This window comes from Streptomyces sp. NPDC005492, from assembly GCF_040605995.1.
Classification (GTDB): Bacteria; Actinomycetota; Actinomycetes; order Streptomycetales; family Streptomycetaceae; genus Streptomyces.
Map to the genome: position 1 here is coordinate 364,128 of NZ_JBEXDX010000003.1, position 14,052 is coordinate 378,179.

General features: G+C 68.4%; 12 protein-coding genes. 6 read left to right on the forward strand and 6 right to left on the reverse strand.

Features of this window, described 5'->3' with window-relative positions; translation table 11 throughout:
• Positions 1-78 precede the first annotated feature (78 nt).
• Entirely contained in the window at positions 79-600 is a 522-nt protein-coding gene (locus tag ABZT04_RS06780) for a DUF4245 domain-containing protein (RefSeq protein WP_356053711.1), read from the forward strand.
• 94 nt (positions 601-694) lie between these two features.
• Here the strand turns inward: ABZT04_RS06780 and ABZT04_RS06785 are convergent, their stop codons facing one another.
• The 4 genes from ABZT04_RS06785 to ABZT04_RS06800 form a co-directional block, all read right to left on the reverse strand.
• Positions 695-1,285, reverse strand: a complete 591-nt coding sequence (locus ABZT04_RS06785) for a malonic semialdehyde reductase (protein WP_356053713.1) — start codon at positions 1,283-1,285, stop codon at positions 695-697.
• A gap of 156 nt (positions 1,286-1,441) precedes the next feature.
• Complete coding sequence (locus ABZT04_RS06790; protein ID WP_356053715.1) at positions 1,442-1,672, reverse strand: exodeoxyribonuclease VII small subunit; 231 nt, start codon at positions 1,670-1,672, stop codon at positions 1,442-1,444.
• A gap of 9 nt (positions 1,673-1,681) precedes the next feature.
• A complete protein-coding gene (gene xseA / locus ABZT04_RS06795; protein WP_356053717.1) occupies positions 1,682-2,899 on the reverse strand; it encodes an exodeoxyribonuclease VII large subunit in 1,218 nt (405 codons plus the stop codon).
• 86 nt (positions 2,900-2,985) lie between these two features.
• The gene (locus tag ABZT04_RS06800; protein ID WP_356053719.1) at positions 2,986-4,368 is read right to left on the reverse strand and encodes an APC family permease; all 1,383 of its coding nucleotides are present in this window, start codon (positions 4,366-4,368) and stop codon (positions 2,986-2,988) included.
• A gap of 124 nt (positions 4,369-4,492) precedes the next feature.
• Between ABZT04_RS06800 and ABZT04_RS06805 the strand changes: the two genes are divergently transcribed.
• Together ABZT04_RS06805 and ppgK are read left to right on the forward strand one after the other, a co-directional pair.
• Positions 4,493-5,518, forward strand: a complete 1,026-nt coding sequence (locus tag ABZT04_RS06805) for a 4-hydroxy-3-methylbut-2-enyl diphosphate reductase (protein ID WP_356053721.1) — start codon at positions 4,493-4,495, stop codon at positions 5,516-5,518.
• Positions 5,519-5,547: 29 nt separating this feature from the next.
• The gene (gene ppgK, locus ABZT04_RS06810) at positions 5,548-6,294 is read left to right on the forward strand and encodes a polyphosphate--glucose phosphotransferase (protein WP_356053723.1); all 747 of its coding nucleotides are present in this window, start codon (positions 5,548-5,550) and stop codon (positions 6,292-6,294) included.
• Positions 6,295-6,349: 55 nt separating this feature from the next.
• On the opposite strand, the gene ABZT04_RS06815 is transcribed toward ppgK, so the two are convergent.
• Positions 6,350-6,928 (reverse strand): DUF6542 domain-containing protein, encoded by a 579-nt coding sequence (locus tag ABZT04_RS06815; RefSeq protein ID WP_356053725.1) that lies wholly within the window; start codon positions 6,926-6,928, stop codon positions 6,350-6,352.
• 200 nt (positions 6,929-7,128) lie between these two features.
• On the opposite strand from ABZT04_RS06815, the gene ychF reads away from it, so the two are divergent.
• Together ychF and ABZT04_RS06825 are read left to right on the forward strand one after the other, a co-directional pair.
• Entirely contained in the window at positions 7,129-8,217 is a 1,089-nt protein-coding gene (ychF, locus tag ABZT04_RS06820) for a redox-regulated ATPase YchF (RefSeq protein WP_356053727.1), read from the forward strand.
• Positions 8,218-8,529: 312 nt separating this feature from the next.
• The gene (locus ABZT04_RS06825) at positions 8,530-10,686 is read left to right on the forward strand and encodes an AIPR family protein (protein ID WP_356053729.1); all 2,157 of its coding nucleotides are present in this window, start codon (positions 8,530-8,532) and stop codon (positions 10,684-10,686) included.
• Positions 10,687-10,950: 264 nt separating this feature from the next.
• Here ABZT04_RS06825 and ABZT04_RS06830 read toward each other — a convergent pair whose 3' ends face one another.
• The gene (locus ABZT04_RS06830; RefSeq protein WP_356053731.1) at positions 10,951-11,790 is read right to left on the reverse strand and encodes a hypothetical protein; all 840 of its coding nucleotides are present in this window, start codon (positions 11,788-11,790) and stop codon (positions 10,951-10,953) included.
• Between the two features lie 136 nt (positions 11,791-11,926).
• Between ABZT04_RS06830 and ABZT04_RS06835 the strand changes: the two genes are divergently transcribed.
• On the forward strand, positions 11,927-14,011 hold the full coding sequence (locus ABZT04_RS06835; RefSeq protein WP_356053733.1) for an N-6 DNA methylase: 2,085 nt from the start codon (positions 11,927-11,929) through the stop codon (positions 14,009-14,011).
• Positions 14,012-14,052 lie beyond the last annotated feature (41 nt).

Genomic DNA, 14,052 nt, shown 5'->3' on the forward strand with positions numbered 1-14,052 from the left:
CGACTCTATCGCCAGGCAGACAAAATGAGCAGGGGGGCCCACGGATGAGCGGACCGGGGTACCTGCGACGATAGGGACGTGGCAGGTTCGAACGGCAAGCAGAAGACGGTCCGGGACATGATTCTCTCCCTGGGCCTGATCGGGATCGCGGCGGCGATCGTCTACATCTTCATCCCGCACGACGACCACGCTCCGGACGTCAAGCGGGTCGACTACCGCGTGGAACTGCTGACGGCGCGCCGCGCGGCGCCGTACCCGGTCGCGGCGCCCGAGGGCCTGTCCAAGAGCTGGAAGGCGACCTCGGTGCGCTACGACGGCGCCGCGTTCGACGCCTGGCACCTCGGGTTCAGTGCCCCCGACGGACAGTACGTCCAGATAGAGCAGTCGACTCAGAAGCCGTCCGACTTCGTTGACACCGCCAGCCAGGGCGCCGACGCCACGAAGACCACCCAGACCATCGACGGCCATACCTGGACCCGCTACACCGGCGGTCGCTACGACGCCCTCGTGCTCGCGGACAAGGGCTCGACGACGGTCGTGGCGGGCACGGGCTCGTTCGCCCAGTTGACCGAGATGGCGCAGGCGCTGCGGACCAAGTGAGACCGCGTGGTTTTCGCGCGCACGAGTAAGGCCCCCGGCGGGAGTGCCGGGGGCCTTACTCGTGTCATCCGTCATGCGTCGTCCGGCAGCCGTCTCAGACGGTGGTGACGACCTCGTCGTAGGCGAGGCGCGGGGAGCGCGGGAACCAGGCGTCCGGGCCCGGCTTGCCGATGTTGACGACCATCAGCGGGGTGTGGTCGCCGTCCAGGAACTCCTTCTGGAGGCCCGCGAAGTCGAGACCGGTCATCGGGCCGGCGGCGAGGCCGGCGGCGCGGATGCCGATGATGAAGTAGGCGGCCTGGAGGGCGGCGTTCAGCGCGGCGTTGCCCTCGCGGACCGAGCGCTCGGCGAAGACGGCGTCCTTGGCCTGCGGGAAGTGCGGGAACAGGTTGGGCAGTTCCTCGTGGAACTCGTTGTCCGCGGAGAGGATCGCGACCAGCGGGGCGGTGGCGGTCTTCTTCTGGTTGCCCTCGGACATGTGCCGCACGAGGCGCTCGCGGGCCTCGGGGGAGCGGACCAGGGTGACGCGCAGCGGCGACTGGTTCATGGAGGTCGGGCCGTACTTGACCAGGTCGTAGATCGCCTGCACCTGCTCGTCCGACACCGGCTCGTCGGTGAAGGTGTTCGCGGTGCGGGCCTCACGGAACAGCAGGTCCTGGGCGGTGGGGTCAAGGACGAGAGACATACGAGAACTTCCTCGGGCCGGAACCGGTTATCCGGACCGCGGTCCGGATAGGCTGACGAGACCGACCGTACGGGATGGAAGTTCAAGGTTCAACGAAAAGCGGGGTGTAGTGATCCGCTTCACAGCGGAGGCCGCCGCTGTCGCCGTGTGTGGTGGTTACTCGCCGCTCTCTTCCACGGCCTCTTCCTCCGCCAGCGCCGCGTCCAGCCGCGCCCGGGCCCCGTCCAGCCAGCGCCGGCACACCTTGGCCAGCTCCTCGCCCCGCTCCCAGAGCGCGAGCGACTCCTCCAGCGTCGTACCGCCCGCCTCCAGCCGCCGTACGACCTCGATCAGCTCGTCGCGCGCCTGCTCGTACCCGAGCGACTCTTCCGTCACCTTGCTGGTCATCCGCCCACCCTATGCATCCGCCGCAGCGACTCGAACCGTGAACTCACCCTCGGCGACCCGGGCCCGCAGCACCTCGTCCGCCGTCACCTCCTCCGGGTCCCGGACGGCATGCCCGTCGGCCTTCTGCAACACCGCGTACCCCCGCTTCAGGGTCGCCGCGGGGGAGAGGGCCACCACGCGCGCGTGCGTGTGGGTCAGCTCCGAGTCGGCGCGGTCCAGGAGATGGCCGAGGGTGCGCCGGCCGCGGTCGAGGAGGGCGGCGACATGATCCGCGCGCTCGTCGATCATCCGGTGCGGATCCTCTATCGACGGCCGCGCCAGCGCCTGCGCCAGCCCGCGCTCCTCCCGGTCGACGAACGCCACCACGCACCGCCGCGCCCGGTCCCGCAACTGCCGTACGCGCTCGTACTCCTCGCCGACGTCCGGTACGACCTTCTTCGCGGCGTCGGTGGGGGTGGAGGCGCGCAGGTCGGCCACGTAGTCCAGGAGCGGGGTGTCGGGCTCGTGCCCGATCGCGGACACCACGGGCGTACGACAGGCCGACACCGCCCGTACGAGCTGCTCGTCGGAGAACGGCAGCAGGTCCTCCACGCTGCCCCCGCCCCGCGCCACGATGATCACGTCCACGCCGTCGAGCGCGTCCAGCTCCTTCACCGCCTGCACGACCTGCGGCACGGCGTGCACACCCTGCACGGGCACGTTGCGCACCTCGAAGCGGACGGCGGGCCAGCGATGCCGCGCGTTCTCCAGCACGTCCCGCTCGGCGGCCGAGGCGCGCCCGCAGACCAGCCCGACCAACTGCGGCAGAAAGGGCAACGGCTTCTTCCGGTCGGCCGCGAACAGCCCCTCGGCGGCCAGTGACTTCTTCAACTGCTCCAGCCGCGCGAGGAGTTCACCGACCCCCACCGGCCTTATCTCCGTGGCCCGCAACGACAACTGCCCACGCGGGGCGTACCACTCCGGCTTCGCGAGCACGACCACCCGCGCGCCCTCGCTGACCACATCGGCGATCTCGTCGAACACCTGCCGGAAGCAGGTCACGCTCACCGAGATGTCGTACGACGGGTCACGCAACGTCAGAAACACGACACCGGCCCCCGGGCGCCGCGACAACTGGGTGATCTGCCCCTCGACCCACACCGCCCCGAGCCGGTCGATCCACCCCCCGATCAGCCGGGAGACCTCACCGACGGGGAGCGGCGCGTCCGGAGCGGTATTGAGAGCCATGCGCCCGAGGGTAGTGGGCGCCTCTGACAACGGGGGTGAGGTGTCGGGGGTGGTGGTCGTCGGTCGTGGGGTGCCGGTCGAATTCCTCAACCGGCGTCCGCGCGGGCCTCGTCCCCGCGGGACTGCAGAGCGAGGACCAGTACCCCCACCGCCAACCAGATCGCGCCCACCACCTGTGCCGTGCCGGACGCCTCCACGATCACCGCGAGGGTGATCGCCGCGCCCAGCACCGGCACCAGTACGTGCCGCCACCACACCACCGGCCCGCCCCGGCGGCGTACCGCGAACCAGCCCACCACGCTCGCGTGCAGCAGCGTGAAGGCGGTGAGGGCGCCGATGTCGACGACCGAGACCAGGTGATCGAGGCCGTCGTCGCGGCGCGCCGCCCAGACCGCGGCGATCAGCGTGACGACGGCCGCCGAGAGCAGCGCGACCCGGGGCAGTCCGTCGTCGGTCTTCGAGAGGGCGCGCGGCAGCCGTCGGTCGCGGGCCATCGCGAACACCAGCCGCCCCGCCGCGGCCTGCCCGGCCAGCGCCGCGAAGGCCGCGCCGATCGCCTTGCTGACGGCCACCAGGTTGTGCAGCCAGTCGCCGACCGAGGCGTCGACCGCGTCGTAGAACGCCGTTCCCTGCTTCCCGGCGTCCGCGGCGAGCTGTGCGGACGTCGTCGGCTCCAGGAGGGCGACCAGGTACGTCTGGGCGACGAACAGGACACCGGCCAGGGCGAGGCAGAACAGCAACGCCCTGGCCACCTTCTCGGAGCCGCCGGTGACCTCCTCCGCGAAGGTGGCGACCGCGTCGAAGCCCAGGTAGGAGAGCACGGCGACCGAGACCGCGCCGATCACCGCCGACAGCGCGAAGGCGCCCTGCGTGCCGTCCCCGGACAACGGCGACAGCCAGCCCCGTTCCGCGCCGTCGCGCGCCAGGACGACGACCGCCGACACCACGAACACGACGAGGACCACGATCTCCATCGCGAGGACCAGGAAGCCCACGCGCGCGGCGGCCCGCACTCCCCAGAGGTTGAGCCCGGTCGTGACGACGACCGCCAGCGCGGTCCACACCCACCGGGAGACGCCCGGGACCAGCGCGTTCATGGCGATCCCGGAGAAGAGATAGGCGACCGCGGGGATCAAGACGTAGTCCAGCATCGCCATCCACCCGGCGATGAACCCGGCCTCCCTGCCGAGCCCCACGCGCGCGTAGGCGAACACCGACCCCGCCTGAGGGACGACCCGCACCATCTGCGCGTAGCTGAAAGCGGTGAACGCCATCGCGACGGTCGCCACGACATAGACGAGCGCGACCGCGCCGTGCGACTTGGCGTCCAGGGTGCCGAACACGCCGACCGGCGCCATCGGGGCGATGAACAGCAGCCCGTAGACGACGAGATCCCGGAAACCGAGACTGCGCCGTAGCTGAGGACCCTCACCGGTCGTGGCCGTCGTATCCGTGTCCGTGTCCGCCATCTCACGTCTCCCGTACGTCGCTACGTCGCCTACGGCGCCTACGTCCTGGCCGGCCCCACCCCTCCCGCTCCACGGCCAGTCTCCCCAAGGACGCGATCTTTGACCCGCCGAGCGCGGCCTTACGATGGGACGCATGACTGCTTCGCCTGGCCGCCGTGTCCTGCTCGCCGCCCCCCGGGGCTACTGCGCGGGCGTGGACCGCGCCGTGATCGCCGTCGAGAAAGCCCTGGAGCAGTACGGGGCTCCGATCTACGTCCGGCACGAGATCGTGCACAACAAGTACGTCGTCCAGACCCTGGAGAAGAAGGGCGCCATCTTCGTCGAGCGGACCGAGGAGGTCCCCGAGGGGAACATCGTGATGTTCTCCGCGCACGGCGTCGCCCCCGTCGTCCACGACGAGGCCAGGCAGGGCCGGCTCGCCACCATCGACGCGACCTGCCCCCTGGTGACCAAGGTCCACAAGGAAGCCGTGCGCTTCGCCGACGAGGACTTCGACATCCTCCTCATCGGGCACGAGGGCCACGAGGAGGTCATCGGCACCTCCGGGGAAGCCCCCGACCACATCACCCTGGTCGACGGCCCGTCCGACGTCTCCAAGGTCGAGGTACGGGACCCCTCCAGGGTGGTCTGGCTCTCGCAGACGACCCTCTCCGTGGACGAGACCATGGAGACGGTCGACGCCCTGAAGGAGAAGTTCCCGCAGCTCATCTCCCCGCCCAGCGACGACATCTGCTACGCCACGCAGAACCGCCAGCTCGCCGTGAAGCAGATGGGCGAGGAGGCCGACCTGGTGATCGTGGTCGGCTCGAAGAACTCCTCCAACTCCGTACGGCTCGTCGAGGTCGCCAAGCTGGCCGGCGCCCGCGACGCCCGCCTGGTCGACTTCGCCGACGAGATCGACGAGGCCTGGCTGGAGGGCGTGACCACGGTCGGCGTGACCTCGGGCGCCTCCGTCCCGGAGGTCCTGGTCGAGCAGGTCCTGGAGTGGCTGGCCGCGCGGAGCTACGAGGACGTCGAGCTGGTCAAGGCGGCCGAGGAGTCCATCACGTTCTCGCTGCCCAAGGAACTCCGCCGCGACCTGCGCGAAGAGGCGGCGGCACTGGTCGCCGAGCGCACCGGCACGGACGGTTCGACCCCCTCCGGGCAGTGACTGTCAGTCGTTCGTCGTAGCGTGGATCCATGCAGATCTTCGGCGTGGACATCGGTGGATCCGGGATCAAGGGCGCCCCTGTGGACCTGGACAAGGGCGATTTGACCCAAGAGCGGCACAAAGTGCTCACCCCGCACCCGGCGACACCGGACGGGGTGGCCGACGGCGTGAGGGAAGTCGTCGAGCACTTCGGCTGGACGGGACCGGTCGGCCTCACGTTCCCGGGCGTGGTCACCGGCGGTGCCACGATCCGTACGGCGGCGAACGTCGACAAGAGCTGGATCGACACGGACGCGGGCGCGCTGTTCAGCGACAGACTGGGCGGCCTCCCGGCGACCGTCGTCAACGACGCGGACGCGGCCGGCGTCGCCGAGATGCACTTCGGCGCCGGCCGCGACCGCAAGGGCACGGTGATCCTGCTGACCTTCGGCACGGGTATCGGCAGCGCCCTGTTCGCGAACGGCGTCCTCGTCCCGAACACGGAACTGGGCCACCTCGAACTGAACGGCCACGACGCCGAGAAGAAGGCCTCCAGCAAGGCCAAGGAGGACGGCGAGCTGACCTGGGAGCACTGGGCCCACCGCGTCCAGAAGTACCTCGCCCACGTCGAGATGCTGTTCTCGCCCGAACTGTTCATCATCGGCGGCGGAGTCAGCCGCAAGGCCGACAAATTCCTGCACTTCATCGAGGGCATCAAGGCGGAGATCGTCCCGGCCCAGTTGCAGAACAACGCGGGGATCGTGGGGGCGGCCATGCACGCGGCGGGGGACGACTAGGGGGTGTGCGGGGTGGCGGTGTCGGCCGACCACCGCGCTGTTGTGATCCTCGCAGTCACGGCTGTCGGCCCCGGTTCAGCAGGCTGATCTTGCGGACCGTCGCGATGACCCCCGCGATGAGCGTGCCGCCGTAGAGCCAGCCGGCCTGGGTGGCGAGGCTGGTGAACAGGCCCATCAGGCGGTTGCCGAGACCGCCGCCGCCGTCGTCGGCCACCGGGAACAGTCCGACGGCGAAGGCGATCGGCACGACGACCGGCGCGGTCAGCAGGTCCCCCCGTCGGATCCAGACCGCGGTCAGTGCGCACACCGGCAGGAACAGGACGCCGTACACGGTCAGCGACGCCCCGAACAGGAACTGGTCGAGGCACCCGAGCACGAACATCACGGCCGCGCAGAACAGACCGCCGCCGAGCCCGGTGAGCCTGGGGTTGGGCAATTGCCGTGCGCTCTGGGCCGCCGCGGGACCCGGGTGCCGTACCGGCGCCGGACGGCGCTGCGCGGTGCCGCGTGCCTGCGGTCCCGGCCGGGGGGCACGGGCCGGGCCGCCGTTCGGACCCCTGCCCGCCTGCGGGGGCAGGGGCGGGGCCCCTCGTTTCGCGCCGGGCTGTGGGGGTCGTGTCCTGTGTTGCTCCACTGGACCAACTTAGGTCGGTTTATGTGCCGAATCGGCCCTCAGACACGCCGATGGGCAGAGCTTGGCCACGTGTTCGACGCGGAGCCGGGACGGCGCGGCGCACGCCGTAGACTGGTGGATCGGCCCCCGGACTCCGGAGTACTCGCATCCCTCCAGTCCTCTCCGGCCTCTCACGTCCTCTCACCACGGGAAGTCGCAACGTGTCGCTCACGATCGGAATCGTCGGTCTGCCGAATGTCGGCAAGTCGACCCTGTTCAACGCCCTGACCAAGAACGACGTGCTGGCGGCCAACTACCCGTTCGCCACGATCGAGCCCAACGTCGGCGTGGTCGGTGTCCCCGACCCGCGCCTGACGAAACTGGCCGAGATCTTCTCCTCCCAGAAGGTCCTCCCGGCGACCGTCGACTTCGTCGACATCGCGGGCATCGTGAAGGGCGCCTCCGAGGGCGAGGGTCTGGGCAACAAGTTCCTCGCGAACATCCGTGAGTCCGACGCGATCTGCCAGGTCATTCGCGCCTTCAAGGACGAGAACGTCGTCCATGTCGACGGCAAGGTCTCGCCCAAGGACGACATCGAGACGATCAACACCGAGCTGATCCTCGCCGACCTGCAGACCATCGAGAAGGTCCTGCCGCGCCTCCAGAAGGACTCGCGCATCAAGAAGGACATCGTGCCGAAGGTCGCGGCCGTGGAGGCGGCGAAGGAGATCCTGGAGCGGGGCGACACCCTCTTCTCCCAGGGCATCGTCCAGGGCTCGGGCAAGGAGGAACTCCTCCACGACCTGCACCTGTTGACGACGAAGCCCTTCCTCTACGTCTTCAACGTCGACGAGGACGAACTGGTCGACGAGGACTTCAAGACCGAACAGCGCGCGCTGGTCGCCCCCGCCGAGGCGATCTTCCTCAACGCCAAGCTGGAGCAGGACCTCGCCGAACTGGACGAGGAGGACGCGATGGAACTCCTGGAGTCGGTCGGCGCCGAGGAGCCCGGCCTCGCCACCCTCGCCCGCGTCGGCTTCGACACCCTCGGCCTCCAGACCTACCTCACGGCCGGCCCCAAGGAATCCCGCGCCTGGACCATCAAGAAGGGCGCGACGGCCCCCGAGGCAGCGGGCGTGATCCACACCGACTTCCAGAAGGGCTTCATCAAGGCGGAGGTCATCTCCTTCGCCGACCTGGTGGAGACGGGGTCGGTGGCGGAGTCCCGGGCCAAGGGGAAGGCCCGGATGGAGGGCAAGGACTATGTGATGCAGGACGGGGATGTGGTGGAGTTCCGCTTCAACAACTGAACTCCACCACGTCGCTGATGTGGTGGAGTTCAGTCCGAAAGTACAAGTGACTGATGAGGCCGGGATGACCTCGTTCCGGCCTCATCGGTCATGCCTGCCATCTTTGATGGTGCACGAAGGGCCCAAGCCGCCCTTCTGGGGTCTGCGTCACTGCCAGTCGCGGGGCGCCTGCCGGGAGCGCCGGCTATGGGCGGTTGGTGCGCCTCGCCGTCAGCACGAGCTGTGACGCGGACTCATCCGTTCAGTCCCGCTGGCCCAGGCTTCTCGTAGCATATGAGAAGTTCAAACGCGTGGTCGTGGCTGGGGGCAGGGATGAGCAAGAGCGGGCAGGCAACGCCGCTGGAAGTCCGGCATGTTCGCGATGCGTTGAAGCGCGAGTTCGATCCGCTGATCTCGCTCGCTGACTACGAGAAACGTCAGCCGTTGGAACGTGAGAATGCCTTCAACTCGCGTGCGTTGTCCGCCAGGGCGGCTCGCATGCTCACGGACTGTACGTCCGAGGAAGCTGCCGAGTCGGTGATCGACGGCCGGGACGACTTCGGTATCGACGCCGTCGCCTTCTCCGCCTCCGCTCCTGAACTGTGGCTGATCCAGGCCAAATGGAGCGACAAAGGCAAGGCCGGCTTTGACACGAGTGCCGCACACAAGCTGGTGCACGGCCTGAAAAAGCTCGACAACCGGGACTTCGATCAGTTCAACGAACGGTTCCGCCGTCTCGCTGACCGTGTGCGGTCAGTGCTTGACGTGCCTACCTGCAAGGTGGTCCTCGTCATCGCTGTCATGGGCGAAGGGCACCTGTCTACGGAGACCGAGGCCATACTCGTCGAAGCGGCTGAGGAGTTCGGCGGCTACACGCGCTCCATCGAGCACCGGGTGTTGAACCAGACGGACTTCCACCGTGCCGTCCGCGAGGACCTCACCCCAGAGCCGATCACCCTCACCGCCACCATGACGCAGGGCTGGCATTCCCGGGAAACCCCATTTCAGGCATATTCGGGGCTGGTGGCGGCCGACGAACTCGCTCAGTGGTACGCCGACAACGGGGAGCGGTTGTACGACCGCAACGTCCGCAGATCGCTGGGCCTGACCGGAGTCAACCAGACGCTCGTCGAGAGTCTGATTCGGGATCCGCAGGGCTTCTGGTACCGCCATAACGGCATCACGGTTCAGTGCGACAAGATCGAGCCGCATTTCTTCGCGAAGCAGAAACCCAGTGAGCCCGTGAAGCTGGTCCTCGAAAACGCAAGCGTCGTCAACGGTGCGCAGACGGTCAGTTCTGCCCACCGGGCGTTCCAGCAGAACGAAGAAGCGGTGGGCGAGGCGTACGTCACCGTCCGGATCATCTCAGTTTCCGGTGCCCCGGAGGGGTTCGCGGGCGAGATCACCGAGGCGACCAACACGCAGAACCACATGGAGCGGTCGGACTTCATCGCGATCAAGCCAGTACAGAGCCTGATCCGTGAGGACTTCCGACTCTCTCTTGACAAGGACTACGTATTCAAGCGCGGTGAGATTGAGCCGTCGCCGGCGTTCGGATGCTCAGTCCGCGAGGCCGCCACCGCCCTTGCCTGCGCTCACCCGGACCCGGCCCTGGCGGTACGGGTGAAGGGCTCAGCCGACGCGCTCTGGGAGGACGGTCCTGGAGGCATCTACACCCGGCTGTTCGGGCGCAGGCCCAGCGCTTATCAGATCTGGCGTAGCGTCCTACTTATGCGGCGGGTGCGGGAGTCCTTGCACGAGGTCCGCTCCACGCTCACCGGACGGGCGGGTTCGATCGCTGACAGTGGTGCTCTGCTGGTGGCGCACATGGTTGCCCAGCAGGTCGGATCAGAGGGAATCGACGAACCAGACTCAGGTTGGGAGTCCTCTCTGGAGGACGTACCGGCGCGGGTCGGCGCAACGCTTGCCCAGCTTATCCCGCTTGTGAACCACCTTTTTGGCGGCGGAAGTTACATCACCAGCACCTTCGCCAGCGAGGAACGCTCCCGAAAACTGGTCGCCGCTGTCCTTCAGGCGCTCTCGGACGGTACGGATGCCGGAGACCTCGCTGCGTACCAGCAGCGGGACGACTCGAAGCCGCCCAGGCGCCCCAATACCGTGACCCTGCTGATCGACCATGACCGTATTCCAGCCGGTACCAGGCTGATGTACCACCCCAGCGCGACGGAGGAGCAGGCTATCGGGGACTGGCTGAACGCTGACCCGCGCCGGGCCTACGCGACTTGGGTCAACGACCGGCGCAAGCCCTTGCTCTGGGAGGCTGACGGGAACCGTTACTCGCCAAGCGGCCTGGTCACGCATATCTGGCAGCAGGCCGAGTGGCGCGAAGCGTGGAGCGCGGTCCAGGGGCCAAAACAGTGGGGTGTGCTGGGCGAGGATGGAACGCTTGTTGACCTTGCAGAGCAGCTCTGGCAGCGGCTCCTGACGGAGTCCTTGCCTGAGGAGGAACAGTTCGAGTCGCTCCAGTAAGGGCAGCTTCCGGCAACGCCCGACACAGTGACGCGTGTCGGCGAACCAGCTCTGCCTCGACCTCCTCTCGATTCGGCATCCGGTGGGCGATGCGCTAGCGAGGAGCGCGCGGCGCTCTGCGCGAGCATCGGTGACGTCGATAAGCAGAGTGCACGGCCTCAACGTGAATCGGAAGCCGAAGTCCCGCCCGACGATGCGTGAGCTGATCCGCGCGGCCGAACTTCCCTTGCCCCTGATGCCGAACTCTTCCGGGATGAGGAAGTTTCAGGCCCCTTCTGCGAACCGGGGCCGGGCCGTGTGCCGCGAAATGCGCGGCATCGTCTCGCCTGGTGAACGACGGAGCAGCTTCATGTCGCGGCCCTCGACCCAGGCGTTCCAGGACTTGAGGTAATAGAGCAGGTGCTCTCGCGAGTCGTCGCGCCTGCGGTGGGTCTTGCCGGCCGCCAGGTTCAGCAGCGTATTGCGCAGAGTCAGCCGCGGGTCACCGATGCGCAGCCCCGCACCGGTGACCAGGGCCTCGTGCCAGGGGAGCTGATCGAGCTCGGGACGGGCGTCGGTGGTCGCGTACCAGCCGACCGCAGCGGCTGTCACGGTGATGCGGAACGCCTTGTTCATCGGGATCGCCGCCCGGACAGCGTCCCGCATACCGGGGTGCTGGTCGAGGACGGTGAGCAGTAGATCGTTACTGGCGGCGGCGCTCTGCCCGCTCCACGCGGAGTCCGGGGCTGTCAGATAGAGGTGCAGACCGCGCAGAGCGGCGGCCAGGTGGGTGCTGTGCTCCTCGCCCGCCAGGGCCAAGGCGTCGCGGCCGCTCCGCTTGCGGCCAGTGTCCATCACTGTGAACGCGGACTGCGCCACCCCACGTGTCACCACGCACTGCACGGGGATGCCCGCCTTCGCGACCGCCTCCAATCGGTGCTGGCCGTCGATCAGTGCCCCGTGGTCGTCGAAGGCGATGCCCTGGTGGGTGAGCTGCCACTCGCCGCGCTCGATCTGCTGGGTGAGCTGCTGGACGAACGCTTTGCTCAGCGGGCGGTTCTTGGTGTTGAGAAGCAGCCAGTCGCGGGCCAGCTCGGGCGTGATCACTTCTACGTTGCTCTGCATGACGTCCCCTCCATTGCCATCACCGGCAGCACTCGTCGATAGCAACGATGACAGCATCGCCTGAAAGCATTGTCAAACGACATTCTGTCGTGCTGTACTGTTCGTGCGTGTTCGATGAAGACGAAGGGGGCTGCTGATGGCCGCACCTACCACGGTGAGTACCTCCGACATTGCCCGTATCGCGGACGTCGGCCGCGCGACCGTGACCAACTGGCGGCGCCGCCACTCCGATTTCCCCGCTCCCACGGGCGGTACGGAATCGCGCCCCACGTTCACGCTGGAGGATGTGGAGGGGTGGCTGGCCGAGCATGGCCGCCTCCCGCAGTTCACCGAGCAGCAGCAGTTGTGGCGTGAGCTGCTGCGAGAGGCCGAGGGGTCGGGGCTGACTGAAGCGATGGCCCGGGCCGCGCTCTTCCTCGCCTTCCTGGAACGTGAAGGTCACGCCTCACGGGAGACGCATTACGTTCACTACGCCGAAGGGCCGGACCTGGACGACGAGGGTCTCGGTGACGGCATGCTCGACGAGATCGGCAGAGCACTTCAGGACATGCCTGAGCCGCTCGCCCTACTGCGTTCCGCGTCGCTGATGCGTGAGCTTGCGGCTGCCGCGACACGGCAGACGCCGGACGAGGTCTTGTCGGACCTGCTTGACCGCTACGCGAGCGAGTCGCGAAGGCGCGGGCCGGGGACCCCAGCGGCGGTGGCCCACTTCATGGCGACACTGGCCAAGGCCGCCTCGCCGGACGACGCGCTGAGCGCCGTACTCGACCCGGCATGCGGGACGGGGGACCTGCTGGAAGCGGCCCGGATCCAGGGGGCCACGCAGCTTGATGGCCAGGACCGGGAGCTGCATTTGGCCCAGCTGGCCGCGTCCCGGCTCTCCCTCCGGCTGGGCGGGAAAGGGCACGGCTCTGTCGAAGCCGAGGACGCTCTCGCCCGATCCCGGCATACGGGTGGGGAGTTCGACGCGGTCCTGTGCAATCCCCCGTACAACGAACGTGACTGGGGCGCGGACGAGTTGGCGTACGACTCCCGCTGGGAGTACGGCCTGCCGTCCCGGTCCGAGTCCGAGCTCGCCTGGGTGCAGCACTGCCTGTCGCGGGTGCGGCCGGGTGGTGTGGTGGTCATGCTGCTGCCGCCGTCCGTCGCCTCTCGGAGTTCGGGGCGGCGGATCCGAGCGGCGCTCGTACGGCACGGCGCGCTGCGCGCTGTGCTGGCGCTGCCTGCCGGGGCCGCTCCGCCGGCGCACATCGGGCTGCATCTGTGGGTGCTGCGGAGGCCGGGCGGGGGCAACAGTGCAGAGGCCAGCCATGTGTTGTTCATGAACTGCAAGTCGTTGCCGGACATGAACAGCCGTGGAGGGCGCCCCTCCGTCACCTACCGAGAGCTGCTTACAGCGCCTGAGAAGTGCCCTGCCATGCCAGGCGTCTACCGTGCCGTTCTGATCACGGATCTGCTCGACGACACAGTCGACCTCACGCCCGCGCCACGACTGGCGGGGGAGCGCGCCCTGCCGCCGGTAGCCGACCTCCGTCGTACCCTGAGCGGCCGTCGAGACAGCCTCGGGTCCGTGCTGTCGCAGGCATCGGTACTCGCCCCGAGCGACGATTGGGGAGTCTCCCGGACGGGCGGGCCATGGACGACGGCCCCGATCGCCGATCTGATTCGTACGGGGGCGCTGACTCTGCTCAGGCCCAAGGCGACGGGCGCCAACGGGGATTTGAGTGGCGACGATCCGGTCCTCACGGCTTCGGATGTGAATGAGGGGCGCTCCCCGTCCGGGCGCGGTCCGGCAGGGGACGAGGACGCGGTGCGGATCAGGGCCGGAGACGTGATCATCCCCGGGACCCTGCTGTCCGCGGACAGGACTGCCGCGCGGGTTGCGGACGACACCGACGTGGGGGCGCTGCTCGGCAAGAACCTGCACCTGCTGCGCCCGGACGAGGCGCGGCTCGACCCGTGGTTCCTGGCCGGTTTCCTCGCAGACCCGGCCAATGTGCAGCGGGCGAGCCAGGGGGCGTCGATCGTTCGGGTGGATCCGCGCAGGCTCCAAGTTCCCTTGCTGCCGCTTGAGGAGCAGCAGACATACGGGTCGGCGTTCCGGCGGCTGCACACCTTTACAACGGCTCTGCGCCGGGCTGCGCTCCAGGGTGAGGAGACGGCCGGGAAGTTGCGGGCTGCGCTCACAGCAGGTGCTTTGCGGCCACCGCCACCGGCCTGAACCCATGCGGGCCTTCCCGCATAAGCGACACACTGACCGCG

Excerpts from the sequence above, each read along its gene's own strand:
- ABZT04_RS06825 (WP_356053729.1), top strand. The coding sequence starts at position 8,530 with ATGAGCAAGAGCGGGCAGGCAACGCCGCTGGAAGTCCGGCATGTTCGC.
- ABZT04_RS06800 (WP_356053719.1), bottom strand. The coding sequence starts at position 4,368 with ATGGCGGACACGGACACGGATACGACGGCCACGACCGGTGAGGGTCCT.
- ABZT04_RS06790 (WP_356053715.1), bottom strand. The coding sequence starts at position 1,672 with ATGACCAGCAAGGTGACGGAAGAGTCGCTCGGGTACGAGCAGGCGCGC.
- ABZT04_RS06830 (WP_356053731.1), bottom strand. The coding sequence starts at position 11,790 with ATGCAGAGCAACGTAGAAGTGATCACGCCCGAGCTGGCCCGCGACTGG.
- xseA (WP_356053717.1), bottom strand. The coding sequence starts at position 2,899 with ATGGCTCTCAATACCGCTCCGGACGCGCCGCTCCCCGTCGGTGAGGTC.
- ABZT04_RS06805 (WP_356053721.1), top strand. The coding sequence starts at position 4,493 with ATGGGACGCATGACTGCTTCGCCTGGCCGCCGTGTCCTGCTCGCCGCC.
- ppgK (WP_356053723.1), top strand. The coding sequence starts at position 5,548 with ATGCAGATCTTCGGCGTGGACATCGGTGGATCCGGGATCAAGGGCGCC.
- ABZT04_RS06835 (WP_356053733.1), top strand. The coding sequence starts at position 11,927 with ATGGCCGCACCTACCACGGTGAGTACCTCCGACATTGCCCGTATCGCG.
- ABZT04_RS06785 (WP_356053713.1), bottom strand. The coding sequence starts at position 1,285 with ATGTCTCTCGTCCTTGACCCCACCGCCCAGGACCTGCTGTTCCGTGAG.